Below are 20,115 nucleotides of genomic sequence, written 5' to 3' on the forward strand. Positions count from 1 at the left end.
CCGCCACGCGTCGTGCCGGTCGGCCGGACGCGTCAGATCGCCGTGATCCGGACGGCCAGCTGCTCGTTGTTCGAGGTGAAGCACAGGTAGTCGAACCCCACCCGGTGCCGGGCCGCGAACTCCGTCCAGGCGAGGTGCTCGTGCTCCTCCCAGCCGGGGTAGTTGAAGTACTCGTCGAACAGCACGACGCTGCCCGGCCTCAGGCGGGGGCCGGCGTGCTCCAGGGCGGTCACCGTGGACGAGTACAGGTCGGCGTCGAGGTGCAGGAACGACACGTGGCCCGGGTGCTCGGCGAAGAAGTCCGGCAGCGTGTCGTCGAACCAGCCGGGCACGATCTCCGCGCCAGGCACCGTCGGCACGTGGTCGGCCCGGAAGTAGCCGGCCGGGCGCTTCGGGCGCCAGTCCTCGGGCAGCCCCTCGAACGAGTCGAAGCCGTAGACGCCGCCCGCGCGCTCCTCGGCGATGATCTTCAGGGTGGTGCCGCGGAAGACGCCGAACTCCAGCGCCAGCCCGTCGTCCGGCGCGTGCGACAGAGCGTGTCGAAGGGTGTCGAAGCGATTCGGGAACGCGGTGACCGTCAACAGGTTCTCCCGGACGAACCGCTCCGTCGTGCGCAGCGCGTACCGGTCGGCCTCCCCGTGGATGTCCCGCCGCGACTCCTGCTCGATCTCCCGGACGGCCGCGACCAGCCGGTCCGTCTCCTGCCGTGCGACCTCCTCGAACTCCCGGCGCAACCGCTGGACGAGGTCGTCCTCGACCGGCGCGTCACCCGCGATCCGGGTCAACAACGCTTGGCGCAGTCTGCCCAGCACTGGGGTCTCCTTTCCTGGCGACCCCCAGTCACTTACCCGGTCCGTCCGCTGATCGGAAGGCCACTGCCCCGAATGCCCGCGCATTCCCGGGAGGAGGAATAGTGGCGGGCCCGACCGGAATACCGGTTCCCACGGCTAGTGGCGGCCCGCGCCCTGGTCCGAGAGCACCCGCACGGCCTCCTCCACGGCGGCCACCCGCGCCCGCCGCACGGCCTCCGACAGCGGGCGCAGCGCCTCGTCCCGGGCCACCTGCGCGGACGCCGACACCGCTCCGCCCGGCGCGTCCGACGCGGCCACGGTGAGGATCGCGGCCACCTCGGCGGCCCGTTGCAGCACCCGCAGCGAGCGCGGCGGCATCCCGGCGGGCCAGGACAGCTTGGCGTACTCGCCGGACAGCTCGGCGATCTCGGCGCGGACGTTCGGCCGGTGCCGTGCCACGTCCAGCGTCACCAGCGCGGTGGCCGCCTCGCGCATCGCCGACCCCAGGCCGTGCTCGGCCTCGCCGATCGGCACGTGCTCGGTCGCCGTCACGGTCGGCAGGTCGAACACCGTCCAGCGCAGCACGCCGTCCGCGACCAGCTTGGGCACCAGACCGACGCCCACCTCCGGTAGCACCGCGGCCTGCCCGACGCGCAGCGCGCACTGGCTCAGCGGGCCCCGCCCGCCCAGGCCCCGGACGTCACCGGGGACCGGCAGCACCAGCCGGGCGGTGGACGCCGAGGCGCGGCGCAGGGCGGCCAGCAGCAGCGCCAGGCCCACCGGGGGCTCGTCGGGGCCGGGGAGGTCGAGCGCCGTCGCGGTGCCGTCGTCGTCGGCCACCACCTCGTGCAGCTCGGCCCAGAACCCCAGGGCGTCGAGGACGTCGTCGGCCGCGGCCGCACCATGCAGCCAGGCGGACGTCCACACGACCAGCGTCGCACTCGCACAGGACACGCTGGCCAAGGTTACGCGCGACCACCGACGGTTCAGGCCGCCGGGCCGACGTGTTCCACCAGCAGGGAGCGGAACCGGTCGACGTCCTCGGTCGCGGCGAACGCCCGGTGCGGAACGGCGAACATCGCGGTGCCGGCGGTCCGCAGCACGAACCCCCGCGGCGTCTCCGACCAGCCGGGCAGCTCGTCCCAGGCCAGCTCGCTGCGCGCCGCGCTGCCCACCGACATCCGCAGCGAGTGATCGTCCGCCGAGCCGGTCACCGCCTTCGCGGCGAGCGGGTGGTTGTGGAAGTTCACGGCGGTGCCGATGGGCACGAGTGCGATGATGATCACAGCCAGCGCGAGGCCGAACACGCCCGCCCACGTCATGCCGAGGAACAGCACGACGACCCCGAGCACGCCCAGCGCGAGGCCGAACCACGGGGCCCACCGGTAGATCGGGACGGCGGTCCGCAACGCGTCCCGCCAGTCCCCCGGCTGGGGCGACCAGCTGAAATCGACACTCACCGCGCGGGCCTCCTCGTGGTCTCGCGGCGCGCGAAGCCCGGCGCGGGCTCCCTCGCAGGCTGGCAGTACACCACCGGGGAAGTCACGGCGTGGGCGGTTTCGCCGGTTCACCGCACGCCGAACCGCCCAGTGCCCGGGTCGGTGCTGGCCGTTTCGCGGGTGCACCGAACAGCGTCACCGTTCAACGTCCGGGTCAGTGCGTGGGTCAGTGCGTGGGTCAGTGCGTGGGTCAGTGCGTGGGTCAGTGCTTGGGCCGTTTCGCCGGCTCACAGCACAGCGGCGCGCACGGCGCCCCGTTCACCGTGCAACCGGCGGCCGGGAACGCGGACAGCTTGCGCACCGGAGCGCCGGTCAGGTGCTCGGCGACGAGTTCGGCGACCAGCTCGGCGAATCGCGGGTCGTCGTTGGGCGTGGCCGCACGGGCGAAGCCCATGCCGAGTCCGGCCGCCCGGTCACGTGCCTCGGTGTCCAGGTCCCACACCACCTCCAGGTGGTCGGAGACGAACCCGATCGGGCACACCACGACGTTCGCCACGCCCTTGTCGTGCAGCGCTTCGACGTGGTCCACGATGTCCGGCTCCAGCCACGGGACCTGCGGCGGACCGGACCGCGACTGCCACACCACGTCGTAGTCGGACACCCCGACCGAGCCGGCGACCAGCCGGGACGCCTCCAGGACCTGCCGGGAGTAGCGGTGGCCACCCTCCTCCGGCGGTCCGGCGGCCTTGTCCGCCGACATCGGCACCGAGTGCGCGGTGAACACCAGGCGGTAGTCGGCGAAGTCGGCCGCGGCGGCGCGCACGGCGTCCGCGAACGAGTCGATGAATAGCGGGTGGTCGAAGAACTGGCGCAGCTTCACCAGCTCGGGTGCGTCCGGCACGGCGGCGCGGGCGCGCAGGATGTCCTCGTCGTACTGGCGGCACGCGGAGTACCCGCCGTACGCGCTGGTCGGGAACACCAGGGCGCGCCGGATCCCGACCTCCTTCATCTCGGCCAGGGTGTCCTCGACCATCGGGTGCCAGTTGCGGTTGCCGAAGTAGACCGGCAGGTCGACCAGCCGCTCGACGGCCGCGATCGCGGCGCGGTTGAGCGCGTTGATCGGCGAGACGCCGCCGAAGTGCTGGTAGTGCTGCTCGACCTCGTCCAGCCGTTCGGGCGGCACACCGCGACCGCGGGTCACGTTCTCCAGGAAGGGGCGGACGTCCTCGGGTCCTTCCGGTCCTCCGAAGGACAGCCAGAGCAGCGCGTCGTAACTCACCCGGACATCCTCGCGCCGCCGCGCCCCGAACGCACAACCGGGTCGGCGTGGTCGACCGCACGCCGACCCGGTCGGGCGTGCTACAGCCCCAGGAAGTGCACGCCGCCGTCGACGAACACCATCGAGCCGGTGGTCGCCGGGAACCAGTCGGACAGCAGCCCGCACACCGACTGGGCGACCGGCGTCGGGTCGTCCACGTTCCAGCCGAGCGGGGCCTTCTCCGCCCACATGGACTCCAGGTCGGCGAAGCCGGGGATCGACTTGGCGGCCATGGTGCGCACCGGGCCGGCCGAGACCAGGTTGACCCGGACGCCCTGCGGACCCAGGTCGCGCGCGAGGTAGCGGTTGATCGACTCGAACGCCGCCTTCGCCGGGCCCATCCAGTTGTAGGCGGGCCACGCCTGGCGGGCGTCGAAGTCCAGGCCGACCACGGACGCGCCACGGCCCATCAGCGGCAGCGCGGCCCGCACCAGCGCCTTGTACGAGTACGCCGAGACGTGCATCGCGGTGGCCACGTCCTCCCACGGCGCGTCCATGAACGGCGCACCCAGGCACGACGGCGGCGCGTAGCCGATCGCGTGCACCACGCCGTCCAGCCCGTCCACGTGCTCGCGCACCCGGTCGGCCAGCGTGTCCAGGTGCTCCTGGTTCTGCACGTCGAGCTCCACCACCGGGGCGGGCTGCGGCAGCCGCTTCGCGATCCGCTCCACCAGGCTCATCCGGCCGAACCCGGTGAGCACGACCTGGGCGCCCTGCTCCTGGGCGACCCTGGCCACGTGGAACGCGATCGACGCGTCCGTGATCACCCCGGTGACCAGCAGCCGCTTGCCTTCGAGCAGACCCGTCACGTGTGTTTCCTCCGAGAGTTGAGAGTGTTGGTTCAGTGACCCATGCCGAGGCCGCCGTCGACCGGCAGCACCGCGCCGGTGATGTAGGCGGCGGCGTCGGAGGACAGGAAGGTGACGGCGGCGGCGATCTCCTCGGTGGTGCCGTACCGACCGGCGGGCACCTGGGCGAGGATCTGCTTGCGGCGTTCCTCGGACAGCGCGTCGGTCATGTCGGTGGTGATGAAACCGGGCGCGACGACGTTCGCGGTGATGTTGCGCGAGCCCAGCTCGCGGGCGATCGAGCGGGCCACACCCACCAGGCCCGCCTTGCTGGCCGCGTAGTTGACCTGGCCCGCGCTGCCCATCAGGCCGACGACGGAGGAGATGAACACGATCCGGCCGTACCGCTTGCGCAGCATCCCCTTCGATGCGCGTTGCGCGACCCGGAACGCGCCGGTCAGGTTGGCGTCCAGCACGCGGGTGAACTGCTCGTCGGTCATCCGCAGCAGCAGGGTGTCGTCGGTGATGCCCGCGTTGGCGATCAGCACCTCCACCGGCCCGTGCGCGGCCTCCACCTCGGTGAACGCCGCGTCCACCTCGGCGGAGCTGGTCACGTCGCACTTGACCCCGAGCAGGCCGTCGGGTGCGCCGGAGCCGCGGTGGGTCACCGCGACCTTGTCGCCCTGCGCGGCGAACGCCTGCGCGATCGCCAGACCGATACCCCGGTTGCCGCCGGTGACCAGTACGGACCTCGACACACCGTGCTCCCATCGCCGCTGGTTGATGCGGGGCGAGGCTATCCCGTACCCCCGAGTACGCCACCACGGGCCGGGGGTGGATCACAATGGGCCGGGTGACCGGATTCGTGGAACAGCTGCGGGCCTCGGTGGACGGGGACGTGCTCGCCGACCCGACCGCCCGGGCCCTGTACTCGACCGACGCCTCGAACTACCGGCACGTGCCGCTGGTCGTGGTGCGCCCCCGGTCGCCGGCAGCCGTGGTGTCGGCGGTCCAGGTGGCGGTGGCGTTCGACGTGCCGATCACCAACCGGGGCGCGGGCACCAGCATCGCCGGGAACTCGGCCGGGTCCGGCCTGGTGATCGACTTCGCCAGGTACCTGGACCGGGTGGTCTCGATCGACCCGGTGGAACGGGTCGCGGTCGTGCAGCCCGGCGTGGTGCTGGACCGGCTCAACGACGCCGCCCGGTCACACGGGCTCCTGTTCGGCCCGGACCCGTCGACGCACTCCCGGTGCACGATCGGCGGGATGATCGGCAACGACGCGTGCGGCTCGCACTCCGTGGCGTGGGGCAAGACCAGTGACAACGTGGTGGCGCTGGACGTGCTGCTGCCGGACGGGCGCCGGTTCGACACCCGCACTCCCCCGGCGCTCGACCTGCCCGACGTGGACCCCGCGTGGTTCCCGTCGCTGGACCGCCGGGTGTCGGGCTACCGGCTGGACGCGCTGCCGGACCTGGCGCGGGCGCTGGTCGGCACCGAGGGCACCTGCGTGACGGTGCTGGGCGCGTCGCTGCGGCTCGTGGAGGCCCCGGAGCGGCGCGTGCTGGCGGTCCTGGGGTTCGACGGCCCGTACGACGCGGCGGACCGGGCCGCCGAGGTGCGGCAGCTGGACGTGCTGGCGGTGGAGGGCATCAACGCGTCGCTGGCGGATGCGGCCGGTTCGCGGGCGCTGCTGCCGCGCGGCGTGAGCTGGCTGTTCGTGGAGACGGCGGACGAGGCGGTGGCGCGGCTGGCCGCGTCGCTCGCCCCGCACTCGGTGGTGGTGACCGATCCGGCGCGGCAGCGGGCGCTGTGGCGGGTGCGGGAGGACGGCGCGGGGTTGGCGACCCGGATGGCCGACGGCGGCGAGGCGTGGGCCGGCTGGGAGGACGCGGCCGTGCCGCCGGAGAAGCTGGGGGCGTACCTGCGCGAGTTCGACGCGCTGCTGACCGGGCACGGGCGGCGTGGCGTGACCTACGGGCACTTCGGCGAGGGCTGCCTGCACGTGCGCATCGACTTCGACCTGCGCGCCGGGTACCGGTCGTTCCTGGAGGACGCGGCGGACCTCGTGGTGGCGCACGGCGGTTCGCTGTCCGGTGAGCACGGGGACGGGCAGGCGAGGTCCGAGCTGCTGCCGCGGATGTACCCGCCGGCGGCCATGCGCGCGTTCGGCCGGTTCAAGGCGGCGTTCGACCCGGAGAACCGGATGAACCCCGGCCGGATCGTGGACCCGTTGCCGCTGGACGAGGACCTGCGGGTGGTGATCGCGCCGCCGACGATCCCGACCCGGGCGAAGCTGGCGCTGCACGCCGACCGCGGTGACCTGGCGGCGGCGACGCGGCGGTGCGTGGGCGTCGGGAAGTGCCTGAACACCTCCGGTGGGGTGATGTGCCCGAGCTACCGGGTGACGCGGGAGGAGAAGCACTCGACGCGCGGGCGGGCGCGACTGCTGTTCGAGATGCTCAACGGGCAGGTCGTGCGGGACGGGTGGCGCTCTGCCGAAGTGCGGGATGCGCTGGACCTGTGCCTGGGCTGCAAGGGGTGCAAGCGCGACTGCCCGGTGGACGTCGACATGGCCACGTACAAGGCGGAGTTCCTGCACCACCACTACCGACGCCGTGTCCGGCCGCTGTCGCACTACTCGATGGGGTGGTTGCCGCTGTGGTTGCGGCTACGGCTGGTCAACCGGGTCACGTCGCGGTTCGGGCGGTTCGCCGGGGTGACGGCGGAGCGGCCGTTGCCCACGCCCGCGTCCAGGACGTTCCAGCGGACGTTCACCGGTGGGGGCGCGGGCGACCGGGTGCTGCTGTTCCCGGACACCTTCACGAACTACTTCGAGCCTGTCGTCGGCGAGGACGCGGCGGCCGTGCTTTCCGCTGCGGGGCAAGGTGTGGAAGTGCCACGCGCCGCTGTGTGCTGTGGACTGACGTGGTTCTCCACCGGGCAGTTGGGGATGGCGCGTCGGGTGATCCGGCGTACGGCGCGGGAGCTGCGGCCGTGGACCCGGGCCGGGGTGCCGGTCGTGGGGCTGGAGCCGAGCTGTACGGCGTTCCTGCGGTCGGACGCGTTGGAGGTGGCGGGCGACGACCAGGACGTGGTGCGGCTCGCCGAGTCGGTGCGGACGTTCGCCGAACACGTGTCACCGCTGCTGGAACCCTTGCCGGTCAACGGTTCCGCGGTGGTCCAGCCGCACTGCCACCAGTATGCCGAGACCGGTCTCGGCGCTGACCGGGAGTTGCTGGAACGGGTCGGGGTGACGGCGTCGGTGCTGGAGGGGTGCTGCGGGCTGGCCGGGAACTTCGGGTTCGAGAAGGGCCACTACGACGTGTCGATGGCGGTGGCGGAACAGGCCCTGCTGCCGGCGGTCCGTGCCGCGTCACCGGACACGGCGGTGGTGGCGGACGGGTTCAGCTGCCGGACCCAGGTGCGGCAGGGGTCGTCCGCCGAGCCGGTGCACACGGCGACGCTGGTGGCCCGGTCGCTGGGCGTCGGGCCTAGCGGGTCTGCTCGGTGATCCAGGCCAGGTAGTCCGGGTTGCCGCCGAGAACGGGCAGGGCCAGCACCTCCGGCGTGTCGTAGGTGTGGTCGGCCTTGATGAAGTCGGTCAGCGCGTCCACCCGGTCGTAGGCGGTCTTGATCCACAGCTGCCACTCCGGCTCGTCCCGGACCTCGCCCTGCCAGCGGTAGATGCTCCGGACCGGTGCGCCGACCTGCACGCACGCCGCCAACCCGGACTCCACGACGGCCCGGGCGAGCGTGGCGGCGGCAGCCTCCGAGTCGGTGGTCGTGATCACCACGACGTGGTTGTCGCTCATCTTCGCCAGCGTAGCGCCGGACTATCCTGGGCAGCGTGGACACCGACGAGGCCGTGGCGCTGCTCTCCGACCCGGAGGCCCCGGCGGACGCCCGCTACCAGGCCCACGCCGACCTGGCGGCAGCAGCGGCGTCCGGCGACGGCGAAGCGGAGGCCGCGTTGCAGTGGCTCCGCTGGAACCGCTCAGACCGCACCGCCTGCGACCGCCCGGAGTGAGGGCCGTGACCACCTGCCCCTGTGGCCTGGGCGAGCCGTACGAGATGTGCTGCGGCGCGTTCCACTCCGGCCTGAAGACCGCTCCGACCGCGGAAACCCTGATGCGATCGCGGTTCTCGGCGTTCGCCGTCCGCGACGAGGCCTATCTGCTCGGCACCTGGCACCCGACGACCCGCCCGGAACAGCTCGATTTCGACCTCGACCAACAGTGGACCGGATTGGAGATCCTGGATCGCACGGCCGGCGGCCTGCTCCAGAACACCGGCACCGTCGAATTCCGCGCTCACTACCGGTGGCGGGGGCAGCGTGACGTGCTGCACGAGAACAGCAGCTTCGTCCGCGAAGACGGCCGCTGGCTGTACGTCGGCCCGGTGTAGCGGGCACAGCCGCCCTGCCGGGGAGAACGGGTGGTGCACTGCCGTCCGCCTTCTCCACCGTCTGCGCGCTTTCGGGCGACGCTGCGGATGTCGGCGGAACACTGCAATCAGCGAGAGGAGTGCGGGAGTGATTGATTCGCAGCTCCGGCGAAATGCGACAGCCGAACTGTGCGAATTTTGAGAGGGGTGTTCAGAACCCCTAAGGTCTCCGCACCGAGTCGAGCAGGTTGCGGGCGACCACGCGCAGCTTGGTGTTGTGCGTCTGCGACTCGTCCACCAGCCGCTGGAACGCCTCCGACGCGGTGATCCCGTGCGCCGCCATGAGCACACCCTTGGCCTGGTCGATCTCGGCGCGCGACTCCAGCGCGCGCTCCAGGTGCGCGACCAGCTGGTGGGAGCGCTCGTAGCGGCGGAAACCGGTGATCGAAGTGGACGCCGCAGTGGTGAACAGCCGCAGCAGGGCCTCGTCGAACGGGTCGAACGCCCACTCCTCGGAGCTGTAGAGGTTCAGCGCGCCCAGCACCGAGTCCTCCACCACCAGCGGCGCGGACAGGTAGGCCCGCACGCCGGCCCGCTCCGCCGCCACCGCGAACTCCGGCCACTGCTCCCGCGCGCCCTCGACCGACACCCGCACCGGCCGCTGGGTCCGCGACGCCTCCAGGCACGGTCCGTCACCCGCCGCGTACTGGTCGACGTCGATGGAGATCACCTTCTCGTCGGTGGCGGCCGCGGTGGACGCGCCGTCCGGCCCGACGATGGTGACCGACACGTTCTCCGCGTCCGGGATGACACGGGACGCGGACTCGGCGAGCTGTTGCAGCACCTCGGACAGCGACTGCTCACCGGCGAGCACGCCGGCCAGCTCCTCCAGTGCCTCGCTGGCCTCGTCCAGTTGCGAGGTGGGCACGCGGTCTTCGATGGTCACCAGCACTGTTTACACCGCGCGCGCCATAATCGCCGCTACCGGAAGGGGGTGACCCGTTGCGCGTGCTGCTGGTCGAGGATGACGACGGGGTCGCCGACGCCCTGGTGGAGGCGCTGGAGGCGAACGGCCACCAGCCGGACAGGGTGAGCCGGGGCACGGACGCGCTGCGCCACCACCGGGACTTCGACCTGCTGTTGTTGGACTTGGGGCTGCCCGACGCGGACGGGTTGGAGGTGCTGCGCAAGATCCGCAAGGTCGCGCAGACCCCGGTCCTGGTGCTCACCGCGCGCGGGGACGAACGGTCCATCGTGCGCGGGTTGCGGCTCGGCGCGGACGACTACCTGGTCAAGCCGGTGCGGCTGGGCGAGCTGCTGGCCCGGATGGACGCGGTGGCCCGCCGCACCGCGCGGGTCGGGCCCGCCGACCGCCGGGTCCGGGTCGGCGACGTCGAGATCGACCTGGAAGCCCGCCGGGTGGACGTCGGCGGCGCGGAGATCTCGTTGACCACCAAGGAGTTCGACGTACTGGCGGCGCTCGCCGCCCGGCCGGGCACGGCGGTGAGCCGGCAGCAGCTGATGGACGAGGTGTGGGGCGACGCGTACCTGGCCGTGTCGCGGACGCTGGACGTGCACCTGGCGGGGTTGCGGGCCAAGCTGGCCCGGCCCGGACTGCTCACCACCATCCGCGGCTTCGGCTACCGGCTCGCCCCGCCCGACGACCGGACCGGGGCCTGATGCGCCGCCGCCTCCTGCTCGTGCTGCTGCTGTTCTCCGCCGCCGCGGTGGCCGCGTTCGCCGTGCCGCTGCTGTCCGCCACCGCCGCCGAGCGCACCCAGCGGTTCGTCATCGACCGCACCGCCGACCTGGACCGGTTCGCCGCGCTCGCCCAGCAGGCCGAGACCACCGGGGACAGCGTCGCGCTGGAGGACGAGGTGGCGGCGTACGTCGAGCTGTACGGCGAGCCGGTGGTCGTGGTGGACGCGCGGCGGCGACCGGTGGCGCAGGCCGGCATCGCCGCCGACGACCCGGCGCTGGCCGACGTGCTGGACGCGGCGCTGCGCAACCAGCCCGTGCCGTCGGTGCAGCCGTTGACGCCGTGGTCGTCCGGGACGGTGGTGTTCGCCCGCCCGGTCGGCACCGGCACGCGGGTGGCCGGCGCGGTGGTGCTGCGGGCGTCGGTCGACCGCGCGGCGGCGGACGTGGCACGGCACTGGCTGTGGGTGCTCGGCGGGGCGCTGGCGGCCGGGGTCGGTTCGGCGCTGCTGGTGCTGGCGGTGGCCCGGTGGCTGCTGAAACCGTTGGCGGAGTTGGCGGTCGGTGTCCGTGCGGTCGCTGCCGGTGAGCGGCGGGCGCACGTGCCGGAGCGCAGCGGCCCGCCGGAGGTGCGGGAGCTGTCGGAGTCATTCAACCGGATGTCCGACGCGGTGACCGAGGCGGCCGACCAGCAGCGGCGGCTGATCGCGGACACGTCGCACCAGCTGCGCAACCCGATGGCGGCGCTGCGCCTGCGCATGGACACGCTGGGTGGTCAGGTGAAACCCGAGGGTGTGCGCGCCTACGACGCGGGCGTGGCGGAGATCGAGCGGCTGGAGTCGTTGCTGGACGGGCTGTTGGCGCTGGCGTCGGCGGAGAGCACGGCGACCGAGGTGGCGGCGGGCGGGCGTGAGCCGGAGCTGTCCGACCTCGGCGCGGTGGTGGCCGACCGGGCGGACTTCTGGCAGGTGCCGGTGCCGGCCGTGCCGGCGCTCGCGGTGCTGGTGCGGTGCCCGGAGTCGGAGCTGGCGCAGGTGCTGGACGTGCTGCTGGACAACGCGATCAAGTACGGGGGTGGTCGGGTGGCGGTGGCCTTGGGCGCGGACCGCTCGGCGGGCGTCGGGTGGGTGCGGGTGTCCGACGACGGCGCGGGCCTGACCGCCGAGGAACTCCCCCTGGCCACGTCGCGGTTCTGGCGCGGTCGTTCGGACAAGCCGGGCACCGGCCTCGGCCTGGCGATCGCCGACCGGTTGGTGCGGGCGCGCGGCGGCGCGCTGGAACTGTCCTCTGTGGACGGTCTGGTGGTGCGGGTCGTGCTGCCGCTGGAGCCCGCGCTGTGAACCGCCGGATGTTCCTGCTGGGCCTGCTGGGCCTGCCGGCCGCCGCCGGGTGCACGTCCGGTCCGCCGGACGGCGAACTGCGCATCGCCGCGGGCGAGCAGGGCGGCTTGTACTACGACTTCGCCACCCTGCTCGCCGCCCAACTCGACCCCGAGCTGCGCGGTCGGGTCGTGGAGACGCAGGGCAGCCTGTCGAACCTGGAGCTGCTGCGGTCCGGTGAGGCGCGAGTGGCGCTGACCCTCGCCGACGCCGCCCGGATCGCCGACCCCGCGCTGGAACTGCGCGCGCTGGGCCGCGTGTACGAGAACTACCTCCAGCTCGTCGTCCGGGCCGACGACCCGGCGCGGCACGTGGCGGACCTCGCCGGCCGGACCGTCTCGTTGGGCGCGGCCGGTTCCGGTGCCTCGCTGTCCGGCGAGCGGATGCTCGTCACGGCCGGGCTGGAGCACTCGGTGCGGGTGGCGCACCTGCGGCTCGCCGAGGCCGCGCAGGCGTTGGTGGAACGGCGGATCGACGCCCTGCTGTGGTCCGGCGGGGTGCCGACCCCGGTCCTGTCGCGACTCGACCGCATCCGCCTGCTGCCGCTGGCCGAACTGCTCGGCGGCCTGCGGGCCGCCCACGGCTCGGTGTACGAACAGGTGCCGGTACCGGCCGGGGTCTACGGCGCGACGCGCGAGATTCCCACCATCGGGGTGGCGAACCTGTTGGTGTGCCGGGCATCCCTGCCGGACGAGGTGGCGGCGGCGGTGACCCGGACCCTGGTGTCCAAGGCGGCGGCGCTGGTGCCCGAGCAGACGCTCGGCACCCAGTTCCTGGACGTGCGCAGCCTCATCGGCACCGCCGACCTGCCCCTGCACCCCGGCGCCGCGGCCGCCTACCGCGACCTGCACGGCTAGAGGTTGCCGGTGTAGGCGTCCCGGAGCCAGGCGAGTGTCTCGTCGTCGATGTCGTCCGCGCTGGCGATCGGGATGCGGACGGTGATCGCGTTGTTGCCGAGGGAGTACGCGCCCTCCAGCCGTCCGGTGGGTTCGTGACCCGCGAGGCGCAGGCCGAGGTCGACCCGGGCGCGGGTGGTGGCCTTGACGATCGCGAAGGTGCGGCGCGGGGAGACCAGGGCGACGTAGGTCTTGCGGGCCTGGACGCGCATCGGGCCGAGCAGGGCGGCCTCGGCCAGCAGCCGTTCCAGGATCGGGCGCAGCTCCGGCCGGTCGGCGTACTGCCGGTCGACGAGTTCGTCGGAACTGGCGGCCATGAACTCCGGATAGCCGAACCGCTCCATCAGCAGCAGCATCTGGGCGTACCCGGTGACCTCGCGTTCTTTGAGCCACGAGCGCAGCTCGACCTCGGTGTCGATCCCCGACTCCAGCACCCGCCGGTTCCACTCGGGCACCCCTTCCCCGGTGCTGCGCCGCAGCAGGCCCGCCGACCAGTCGACCATCTCGCGCCAGCTCTTCAACTCGGGCATGGGCGACATCCTGCCGCGTCGGACCGGAGGGCGCGCGAGAAGCGACACGCCCGGCGCACGGCTGCGGCGACTCGACGCGCGGCAGTGGCGGATCACTGGTTTGATCTTCCGGCGCAGCCGTGCGGGAACGGCCACACGGCCGGTTTCCGTGCTCGTGGCGAGAGCGCGGGTCGTCGACTTCGCGCTCACCGGAGCGGCCGAGAGATCCCTCGACAGGACGACTCGGACCGCACCGGGTACCGCGCGGAACCCGACGACCCGCCTCCGGCGCGGTCCCCGGCCGAAGATCCGCCCGTGGTGCTCGCCCGCGGCGAGAGCCGCCTCGGCGACGAGCGAGCCGCGAGCCACCGTGACGCGCACCGAGCCGCCGCTAGGGCAGGCGTTGGCCGACCACCAGCGCACCCGCCACCGCGAACAACCCGAGCAGGGTTCCCAGCACCACCCAGGGTCGACTGGCATCGGCCTGCTTCTTCTCGTAGCCGATCTGCTCGCCCAGCGTGTCGTACACCCGCCGCAGCTCCTCGGCGCTCGCCGCCTTGAAGAACTCGCCGCCGGACAGCTTCGCGATCTCCTTCATCGAGTCGTCGTCCACCGGCACCTCCTGCCGGCGGCCCTCGATCTCGACCATGCCGTCCTCGGTGCCGAACGAGATCGTGGAGATCGGGATGCCGGCCTTCTTCGCGTCCTCCGCCGCGTCGAACGCCCGCCGCGTGCCGACCGTCTCCTTGCCGTCCGTCATCAGCACGACCCGCGCGGGAGGTGGTCCGTCCGCGCCGCCGACCACCTTGCCGAACGAGTCGATCGCCGCCAGAGCCGCCACGATGGCGTCGCCGGTCGCGGTGGACTGGGCCAGTTTCAGCCCGTCGATGCTCTGCGTGACGGCTCCGCGGTCCGTGGTCGGCGCGACGAGCACGGTCGCCGAGCCCGCGAACGAGATCAGCCCCAGGTTGATGCCAGGTGTCAGACCGTCCGCGAACGACTTCGCCGCCACCTGGGCCGCCTCCAACCGGGACGGCTGCACGTCGGTCGCCTTCATGGACAGCGACGTGTCGATCACCAGCATGACGGTCGCCCGGTTGCGCGGCACCTTCTGCTCGGCCGTCGGGCCGGCCAGCGCCACGGTCAGCAGGATGAACGCCACCAGCAGCACCGCCGCCGGCACGTGCCGCCACCAGCCCTGCTTCTTGGGCGCGACCTTCTCCAGCATGGACAGGTTGGCGAACCGCAGCATCCGCTTGCGCAGCACGCGCTGCATCACCACGTAGAACACCGCGACCGCCGCCACGGCGAGCAGCAGCAGGAACCACCACGGCGCGGTGAAACCCGACAGGCTCATCAGGCCACCCCTCCCGACCAGCGGCGCTTGCGGGCGACCACGAAGCGCACGGTGTCCGCGATCCAGTCCGAGTCGGTGCGCAGCACCAGGTGTCCGGCGCCGGCTTGGCGCAGCCCCGCCGCCACCGCGGCGCGGTGCTCGGCCGCCGCGGCGCCGAACTCGCGGCGCAGCAGCGGTGACGCGGTCACCTCGCGCTGCCTGCCGGTCTCCGGGTCGGCCAGCACGACCGTGCCGATCTCCGGCAGCTCGATGTCACGCGGGTCGACGACCTCGATCGCCACCAGGTCGTGCCGGGAGGACAGGGCGCGCAGCGGGCGCTGCCAGTCCGTCGAGCCGAGGAAGTCCGAGATCACCACGACCAGGCCGCGTCGGCGTGGCGGCCGGCGCAGCTGCTCGACCAGTTCGGCCAGCGAGCCGCGGGTGCCCTCGGGGGCGCGGGGCGTTTCGGCGACCTTGCGGATCAGGCCGCGCGAGTGGGCCAGGCCACCCCGTGCGGGCACGCGGACCAGGGCGTCACCGGTGGACACCAGCGCGCCGATCCGGTTGCCGCCGCCACGGGTCAGGTGCGCCACCGCGGCGGTCGCCGCCACCACCAGGTCGCGCTTCTCGCACACCGCCGTGCCGAAGTCCAGCGACGGCGACAGGTCGATCGCCAGCCACGTCTCCAGCTCGCGGTCCGCGACCGTCTCGCGGATGTGCGGCACCGTGGTGCGGGCGGTGACCGCCCAGTCCATCCGGCGCACGTCGTCGCCCGGCTGGTACGGCCGGGCCTCGCCCGGCTCGGAGCCCGGGCCGGGCACCAGTCCGAGGTGGTTGCCCTGGAGCAGGCCGTCCAGCCGGCGGCGGACATCCAGCTCCAAGGTGCGCAGCGCGGCCTCCATCCGGCCGCCGTGCAGGGCGGGCGGCGCCCAGTTCGGCCGCTCGGTGGGCTCCTCGGAGGTCACGGCCTACCCGCGGGTGCCGGCTGCGGTGCCTGGGGACGGGCGGAGACCTGCGGCAGCGGCACGGTCTGGAGCACGCGGGTGATGATGTGGTCCAGCGGCACGCCGTCGGCCAGCGCGTCGTAGGACAGCACGAGCCGGTGCCGCAGCACGTCCGGCACCACGTCCACGATGTCCTGCGGCAGCACGTAGTCCCGGCCCCGGACCAGGGCGAGGGCGCGCGCGGCGGCGATGATGCCGAGGCTGGCGCGCGGCGACGCGCCGTACGCGACCCAGCCGGCCACGTCGGTGAGCTGGTGCTCCTTGGGGGCGCGGGTCGCGATGACCAGCCGCACCACGTAGTCCACCAGCGCGTGGTGCACGAACACCCGCGAGGCAACCGCCTGGAGCCGGACCAGTTCGTCCGGGCTGAGCACCTGGCCGGGCACGGGCGCCTCGACGCCCATCCGGTAGACGATCTCCCGCTCCTCCTCGGCCGTCGGGTACTCGACCTGGATCTTGAACAGGAACCGGTCGCGCTGGGCCTCGGGCAGCGGGTAGACGCCCTCGTTCTCGATCGGGTTCTGGGTGGCCAGCACCAGGAACGGGTCGGGCATCGGGAACGTCCTGCCACCGATCGACACGTGCCGCTCGGCCATGACCTCCAGCATCGCGCTCTGCACCTTGGCGGGCGCGCGGTTGATCTCGTCGGCCAGCACGAAGTTGGCCACCACGGGACCGAGCTCGACGTCGAAGCTCTCGCTGGCCTGCCGGTAGATGCGGGTGCCGAGGATGTCGGCGGGCACCAGGTCGGGCGTGAACTGCACGCGCGAGAACGAGCCGCCGACGACCTTCGCGAACGTCTCCACGGCCAGCGTCTTGGCCACGCCGGGCACGCCCTCCAGCAGCAGGTGGCCCTTGGCCAGCAGGCCGACGAGCATCCGCTCGACCAACCGGTCCTGACCGACGATCACCCGCTTGACCTCGAACACGGTGCGTTCGAGCAACTGGGCGTCACGAGCCGGCGTGTTGGGCGCCTCGGCGGCGGGCTCGGACAACAGGTCCTCCTACGACAGGGTTGTGCGACGGTGCCGAGTCTTCCCTGTCGCCGGTATGGCTCTTGTGAAGGGGTCGGCCCTACCGCGCGAGATCCCCCGGCGCGTCCACGTCCCACGCCTCGCCGGGCAGCGCGGCCACCTCGGCGGGTCGCAGCGGCCCCAGCACGGACCGCATCGACGCACCGCGCGGTTCCACCGGCATCGCCGCCCGGAGTTCGTCGGTCTCCCACACCCCCGCCAGCCACTGCGGGCGCCCCTCGTCGTCCACCAGCACGGCGGCCCCGCCGACGCCCAGCAGCCGTTCCACAGTGGACGAGGTCACCCCCGGCTGGTCCACCGCCAGCACCACGACCCGTCGGGCAGCCACGTGCGCCAGCCCGGCCGCCACCCCCGCGACCGGCCCGCCGCCGGGCGGCTCCTCCCTGGCCCACACCACGCCCGCGACGTCCTTCGCGGGCCCCACGACGACCACGCGCCCGGCACCGCGAACGGCACCGAGCGCGTGCTCCAGCAGCGTGCGGCCGGCCACCTCGACCGAGGCCTTGTCGACGCCGCCCAACCTGCTGCCGCGACCCCCGGCGAGGATCACGGCATCCCACTCAGCCAGCGCTCTTCTCCAGGTCGACCAGCGCCGCGGCGGCGCGGAAGTACTTGTTCGCGCCGAGGTCGCGGACGGTCTTGATGTTGAACGCCTCCCGCAACTTCTCCGCGTCGGAGTCGCCGACCCCGGCGAGACCGGCGACGGGGGCGTCCAGCACGTCCTTGAGAGACCCGTTCTCCAAAGCCTTGTCCAACAGCTTGTCCAGGTCAGCGGAAACCGGCATGGCCAACGTCCTTCCCAGGTGAGACTGCGGTCGGTCGGGATTGTCCTCCCCCACCGCCCGCGCCCGCCGGTCGATCATCCTCCCGGACCAACGCCCGCCACGCCTCCGGCCCGACCCGGACCCCCGGTTCACCTGGCCGGAGCAGTCCAGCGCCGACAGCCACAACACGCCTGACAGTGGCGACCGGTTGACGGACCGTCACCGGGGAACGGTGTCGTCGGGAGCGGGTACTCACTCCCGACGACACCACTCGGCCCCCCGAGGTGACACATCGCGCCACACCCGATCCCCCAAGACGGGTGCCGCCCGATACCGCCGTCCCGCCCTCCCGGTGGGTCGGCGGCACCAAGAGCATGCTCGACCGCGAACGCGTGTTTCCTGAACGATTCTTGAATCCGCTGGTCACACGGCCGGGAAGGGGTGCGGTCAGCGGTCGGTCCACACCAGGCGCCGGATGACCCGATGATCGCGGTGCGCCACCTCGGACCGACCGGTGACCGGGTGACCCCACGAGGCCAACTCGTTCTCCGTGGACCGTTCGCCCACCTCTTCGGTGAACGGGCCGATGACCAGGCGTCCACCGGGGGCGACGAACTCGTCGAGCAGCCGTGCGACCAGGGACGCGCGTCGGTGGGCCGGGACGTACTCCAGGCCCACGCGGACGGCGTCGAAGCGGAACGGGGGCGTCCAGGACAGCACGTTGCCGAGGTGGATGCGGTCGGCCCAGTGCGGGAGCCGGGAACGGGCGAGTGCGACGAATTCGGGCACGATGTCCACGCCGTGCGGCTCCACCGCCAAGCCCTTGTCGGCCGCCCAGCGGTGCAGGCACTCCATGAGGTAGCCGTTGGCGCAGCCGCAGTCCAGGAAGGTGCCGTCCCGGTCGAGCGCGTCCACCACGAACTTCCGACCGTCGATCCAGCGCTGTTCGGAGCCTTCCACGCCGGACTGGCCCCACGGGGTGGGTGCGGTCAGGTAGGCGGGCCGGAGCAGCCCGGCCATGGCCTCGTGCCAACCCCGCTCGTCGATCGCGCCCGTGCGCAGGGCGTCGTCGATGGCCGTGATCTCGCGCCACCCCAGGTCCTTCAGCGCTTCCACCGGCTCGCTCGGCGTGTCCATCGACCCAGCTTGCCGTGACGGCGGCAACGGAGTCGCACCATTTCGGTCCAGTGAGCCCCTGCGCCGGTGAGGTCTGCTCGACGGTGGCCGGCGCGTGACAGGTTAGTGCTGCGGGCAGTGGTGTCACGCCGTACGACTGACAGAACGCCGGGTTACCGGCATCCTGGTTCCGGGGTGGCCGAGATCAGGGGGCGCTGTGGGTGCCGAGGAACTTCTGGCGGAGCGTGATCACGTGTTGGTCGCGTTCGACGGTCCGATCGCCGCGTTGCCGTCCACCAGGTCGCCGGCCGACGGGTTGCGCGTGATGGTGGCCGAAGGCCGTCTGCCTCGGGAAGTGGCGCGAACCGACGACCCGTTCGTGATCCTCGCCTACGCGGCAACCATCGGCCCGGCCACCGAGCGGGCGGTGTACGCGCAGCTGTGCCGGATCGAGCACGGGATCGTGGCCGTCGCACGGGTCGCGCCCGGCATCCGCGAGGCCCTCGCCGCGACAGCCGCCGCCGGCACGCGGATCACCGTGGTCAGCAGCCTGGACCTCGCGGCGGTCAGGGCGTTCCTCGTGCTGCACGGACTGGAAGATCGGGTCCACCACCTCGCCGCGCGCACCGGGCCGGACCGCACCGTCCTGCCACCGGCCCCGGACCTCGTCACCCTGGCGATCCACACGTGCGCCATCCCGGTGGAGTCGTGCGTGTTCGTCGGCGCCACGGACCACGACCTCACCGCAGCCCGCGCGGCCGGCGTCGAGACGATTCACCACCGTCGCGTCACCTTCACACCTGCACCGCAATCGGCAGCACCACGGAATCCCTGGTTCGACGCGCTTTCGGCTCCGACGAAGAGGTAACGCCGTCCAGCCCCGGACACCGCGTCCGGCGCCACGGACATCTCGCACGAACACGGGTGCCTACGGGTCGTGCCGCCGGCGCACCATTTCGTTGATCCAGACGGGCGCGAACGGAGACGTGCAGTTCGGAGGAGTCGGGTAGTCCTTGAGCACCTCCAAGCGCTCGCCGATGTCAATCGCACGGACGCGGTGCTCGGCGTGATCGATCCCGATCTGGGCCAGGCAGCTGTTCATCGCCCACTGGAGTCGGTCCGGGGCGTCTTTCATCTCCGCCTCGATGACGTCGAGCAGACCCACGAGGTCGAGGCCCTCGGGCTTCTTCGCCACGCGTTCGGTGGTCAGCGCCCAGCCGGCACTGGCGACCACCGGATCCGGATCGGCGGACCAGGCCAGGCGCAGCCCTTCGGCGTGCGGGCTCTTCTTCACCACGTAGTTCACCAGCCAGTCGAGCACCTTGGGGGTGCGCGCCTCCCGCAACATGACGTCCAACTCGTCACGTTCGAACGCCTTCGGGCGGCAGATCAGGGTGGCCAGCAGTCTCGCCGCGGTGTCACCCGTCCCCCAGAGCCGACACGCGAGTTCCTGCTGCGTTTTCAGCCGCTTCGCGAGCGCGCGCAGCTCGCCGAGGTTGACACCGTGATCGTCACCGCGCTTCTCGTTGACCGCGCGTGCTTTCGGGTCTTCGAGCGCGGCCAGCTCGGCCAGCACCTCTGCCGCTGTCGTCCCAGTCACCTCAACCCCCTGCCCACCACCGGTGAAGTCCGGCCCATGAAGAGACCACAGTCAACC

General features: G+C 72.5%; 23 protein-coding genes. 7 read left to right on the forward strand and 16 right to left on the reverse strand.

The genetic code is table 11. The features are described 5' to 3' along the window. Positions 1-32: 32 nt before the first annotated feature. The 6 genes from FHS29_RS03600 to fabG all read right to left on the reverse strand — a co-directional run bounded on the left by FHS29_RS03600 (position 33) and on the right by fabG (position 5,094). Positions 33-812, reverse strand: coding sequence for a TylF/MycF/NovP-related O-methyltransferase (locus FHS29_RS03600; protein ID WP_184688135.1), 780 nt, complete (start codon positions 810-812; stop codon positions 33-35). 135 nt (positions 813-947) lie between these two features. After that, positions 948-1,745: an Rv1486c family protein gene (locus FHS29_RS03605; RefSeq protein ID WP_184688137.1), complete on the reverse strand. Its 798-nt coding sequence runs from the start codon at positions 1,743-1,745 to the stop codon at positions 948-950. A 32-nt stretch (positions 1,746-1,777) separates the two neighbouring features. Beyond that, the gene (locus FHS29_RS38050) at positions 1,778-2,251 is read right to left on the reverse strand and encodes a YcxB family protein (RefSeq protein WP_184688139.1); all 474 of its coding nucleotides are present in this window, start codon (positions 2,249-2,251) and stop codon (positions 1,778-1,780) included. Positions 2,252-2,492: 241 nt separating this feature from the next. Beyond that, a complete protein-coding gene (locus FHS29_RS03615; protein ID WP_184688140.1) occupies positions 2,493-3,509 on the reverse strand; it encodes a ferrochelatase in 1,017 nt (338 codons plus the stop codon). An 80-nt stretch (positions 3,510-3,589) separates the two neighbouring features. Then, complete coding sequence (fabI, locus tag FHS29_RS03620; RefSeq protein WP_184688143.1) at positions 3,590-4,357, reverse strand: enoyl-ACP reductase FabI; 768 nt, start codon at positions 4,355-4,357, stop codon at positions 3,590-3,592. A gap of 32 nt (positions 4,358-4,389) precedes the next feature. Then, complete coding sequence (gene fabG, locus FHS29_RS03625) at positions 4,390-5,094, reverse strand: 3-oxoacyl-[acyl-carrier-protein] reductase (RefSeq protein ID WP_184688145.1); 705 nt, start codon at positions 5,092-5,094, stop codon at positions 4,390-4,392. A gap of 86 nt (positions 5,095-5,180) precedes the next feature. On the opposite strand from fabG, the gene FHS29_RS03630 reads away from it, so the two are divergent. Further along, positions 5,181-7,850, forward strand: a complete 2,670-nt coding sequence (locus FHS29_RS03630) for an FAD-binding and (Fe-S)-binding domain-containing protein (RefSeq protein ID WP_184688148.1) — start codon at positions 5,181-5,183, stop codon at positions 7,848-7,850. Here the strand turns inward: FHS29_RS03630 and cutA are convergent. Beyond that, positions 7,831-8,151 carry a divalent-cation tolerance protein CutA gene (gene cutA / locus FHS29_RS03635; protein ID WP_184688150.1) on the reverse strand — a complete coding sequence of 107 codons (321 nt, stop codon included), beginning with the start codon at positions 8,149-8,151 and terminating at the stop codon, positions 7,831-7,833. The two genes, FHS29_RS03630 and cutA, sit on opposite strands and share 20 nt — an antisense overlap. A 35-nt stretch (positions 8,152-8,186) precedes the next feature. On the opposite strand from cutA, the gene FHS29_RS03640 reads away from it, so the two are divergent. After that, positions 8,187-8,366, forward strand: coding sequence for a hypothetical protein (locus FHS29_RS03640; protein WP_184688152.1), 180 nt, complete (start codon positions 8,187-8,189; stop codon positions 8,364-8,366). A 44-nt stretch (positions 8,367-8,410) separates the two neighbouring features. Next, positions 8,411-8,743 (forward strand): YchJ family protein, encoded by a 333-nt coding sequence (locus tag FHS29_RS03645; RefSeq protein WP_184688627.1) that lies wholly within the window; start codon positions 8,411-8,413, stop codon positions 8,741-8,743. A gap of 199 nt (positions 8,744-8,942) precedes the next feature. Here the strand turns inward: FHS29_RS03645 and FHS29_RS03650 are convergent, their stop codons facing one another. After that, complete coding sequence (locus FHS29_RS03650) at positions 8,943-9,668, reverse strand: ANTAR domain-containing protein (protein WP_312864731.1); 726 nt, start codon at positions 9,666-9,668, stop codon at positions 8,943-8,945. A 56-nt stretch (positions 9,669-9,724) separates the two neighbouring features. Here FHS29_RS03650 and FHS29_RS03655 point away from each other — a divergent pair, with 56 nt between their 5' ends. The 3 genes from FHS29_RS03655 to FHS29_RS03665 are packed head-to-tail and all read left to right on the forward strand — an operon-like array spanning position 9,725 to position 12,656. After that, positions 9,725-10,402: a response regulator transcription factor gene (locus FHS29_RS03655; protein WP_184688156.1), complete on the forward strand. Its 678-nt coding sequence runs from the start codon at positions 9,725-9,727 to the stop codon at positions 10,400-10,402. Further along, the gene (locus FHS29_RS03660; RefSeq protein ID WP_184688158.1) at positions 10,402-11,760 is read left to right on the forward strand and encodes a sensor histidine kinase; all 1,359 of its coding nucleotides are present in this window, start codon (positions 10,402-10,404) and stop codon (positions 11,758-11,760) included. The genes FHS29_RS03655 and FHS29_RS03660 overlap by 1 nt, the downstream gene beginning before the upstream one ends. 8 nt (positions 11,761-11,768) lie before the next feature. Continuing rightward, positions 11,769-12,656 carry a TAXI family TRAP transporter solute-binding subunit gene (locus FHS29_RS03665; RefSeq protein ID WP_184688629.1) on the forward strand — a complete coding sequence of 296 codons (888 nt, stop codon included), beginning with the start codon at positions 11,769-11,771 and terminating at the stop codon, positions 12,654-12,656. Here the strand turns inward: FHS29_RS03665 and FHS29_RS03670 are convergent. The 7 genes from FHS29_RS03670 to FHS29_RS03700 all read right to left on the reverse strand — a co-directional run bounded on the left by FHS29_RS03670 (position 12,653) and on the right by FHS29_RS03700 (position 18,479). Next, positions 12,653-13,225, reverse strand: coding sequence for a DUF5655 domain-containing protein (locus tag FHS29_RS03670; protein WP_184688160.1), 573 nt, complete (start codon positions 13,223-13,225; stop codon positions 12,653-12,655). The two genes, FHS29_RS03665 and FHS29_RS03670, sit on opposite strands and share 4 nt — an antisense overlap. A 370-nt stretch (positions 13,226-13,595) precedes the next feature. Continuing rightward, complete coding sequence (locus FHS29_RS03675) at positions 13,596-14,561, reverse strand: VWA domain-containing protein (protein WP_184688161.1); 966 nt, start codon at positions 14,559-14,561, stop codon at positions 13,596-13,598. Continuing rightward, positions 14,561-15,442: a DUF58 domain-containing protein gene (locus tag FHS29_RS03680; protein WP_246439946.1), complete on the reverse strand. Its 882-nt coding sequence runs from the start codon at positions 15,440-15,442 to the stop codon at positions 14,561-14,563. Before FHS29_RS03680 ends, FHS29_RS03675 begins: the two co-directional genes overlap by 1 nt. Before the next feature lie 59 nt (positions 15,443-15,501). After that, a complete protein-coding gene (locus FHS29_RS03685) occupies positions 15,502-16,539 on the reverse strand; it encodes an AAA family ATPase (protein WP_184688164.1) in 1,038 nt (345 codons plus the stop codon). A gap of 79 nt (positions 16,540-16,618) precedes the next feature. Continuing rightward, the gene (mobA, locus tag FHS29_RS03690) at positions 16,619-17,128 is read right to left on the reverse strand and encodes a molybdenum cofactor guanylyltransferase (protein ID WP_312864732.1); all 510 of its coding nucleotides are present in this window, start codon (positions 17,126-17,128) and stop codon (positions 16,619-16,621) included. A gap of 10 nt (positions 17,129-17,138) precedes the next feature. Beyond that, a complete protein-coding gene (locus FHS29_RS03695) occupies positions 17,139-17,363 on the reverse strand; it encodes a hypothetical protein (protein ID WP_184688166.1) in 225 nt (74 codons plus the stop codon). A gap of 426 nt (positions 17,364-17,789) precedes the next feature. Then, positions 17,790-18,479 (reverse strand): class I SAM-dependent methyltransferase, encoded by a 690-nt coding sequence (locus FHS29_RS03700; RefSeq protein ID WP_184688168.1) that lies wholly within the window; start codon positions 18,477-18,479, stop codon positions 17,790-17,792. A gap of 232 nt (positions 18,480-18,711) precedes the next feature. On the opposite strand from FHS29_RS03700, the gene FHS29_RS03705 reads away from it, so the two are divergent. After that, positions 18,712-19,326 (forward strand): HAD family hydrolase, encoded by a 615-nt coding sequence (locus FHS29_RS03705; RefSeq protein ID WP_184688170.1) that lies wholly within the window; start codon positions 18,712-18,714, stop codon positions 19,324-19,326. A gap of 60 nt (positions 19,327-19,386) precedes the next feature. Here FHS29_RS03705 and FHS29_RS03710 read toward each other — a convergent pair whose 3' ends face one another. Then, complete coding sequence (locus tag FHS29_RS03710) at positions 19,387-20,058, reverse strand: DNA alkylation repair protein (RefSeq protein ID WP_184688172.1); 672 nt, start codon at positions 20,056-20,058, stop codon at positions 19,387-19,389. Between the last annotated feature and the right edge of the window lie 57 nt (positions 20,059-20,115).

This window comes from Saccharothrix tamanrassetensis (assembly GCF_014203665.1).
Taxonomy (GTDB): Bacteria; Actinomycetota; Actinomycetes; order Mycobacteriales; family Pseudonocardiaceae; genus Actinosynnema; species Actinosynnema tamanrassetense.

What these genes read in the sequence shown, in the direction of transcription:
- FHS29_RS03630 (WP_184688148.1), top strand. Translation starts at nt 5,181, where the DNA reads ATGGGCCGGGTGACCGGATTCGTGGAACAGCTGCGGGCCTCGGTGGAC.
- cutA (WP_184688150.1), bottom strand. Translation starts at nt 8,151, where the DNA reads ATGAGCGACAACCACGTCGTGGTGATCACGACCACCGACTCGGAGGCT.
- FHS29_RS03645 (WP_184688627.1), top strand. Translation starts at nt 8,411, where the DNA reads ATGTGCTGCGGCGCGTTCCACTCCGGCCTGAAGACCGCTCCGACCGCG.
- FHS29_RS03660 (WP_184688158.1), top strand. Translation starts at nt 10,402, where the DNA reads ATGCGCCGCCGCCTCCTGCTCGTGCTGCTGCTGTTCTCCGCCGCCGCG.
- FHS29_RS03665 (WP_184688629.1), top strand. Translation starts at nt 11,769, where the DNA reads ATGTTCCTGCTGGGCCTGCTGGGCCTGCCGGCCGCCGCCGGGTGCACG.
- FHS29_RS03670 (WP_184688160.1), bottom strand. Translation starts at nt 13,225, where the DNA reads ATGCCCGAGTTGAAGAGCTGGCGCGAGATGGTCGACTGGTCGGCGGGC.
- FHS29_RS03675 (WP_184688161.1), bottom strand. Translation starts at nt 14,561, where the DNA reads ATGAGCCTGTCGGGTTTCACCGCGCCGTGGTGGTTCCTGCTGCTGCTC.
- FHS29_RS03680 (WP_246439946.1), bottom strand. Translation starts at nt 15,442, where the DNA reads ATGGAGGCCGCGCTGCGCACCTTGGAGCTGGATGTCCGCCGCCGGCTG.
- FHS29_RS03695 (WP_184688166.1), bottom strand. Translation starts at nt 17,363, where the DNA reads ATGCCGGTTTCCGCTGACCTGGACAAGCTGTTGGACAAGGCTTTGGAG.
- FHS29_RS03700 (WP_184688168.1), bottom strand. Translation starts at nt 18,479, where the DNA reads ATGGACACGCCGAGCGAGCCGGTGGAAGCGCTGAAGGACCTGGGGTGG.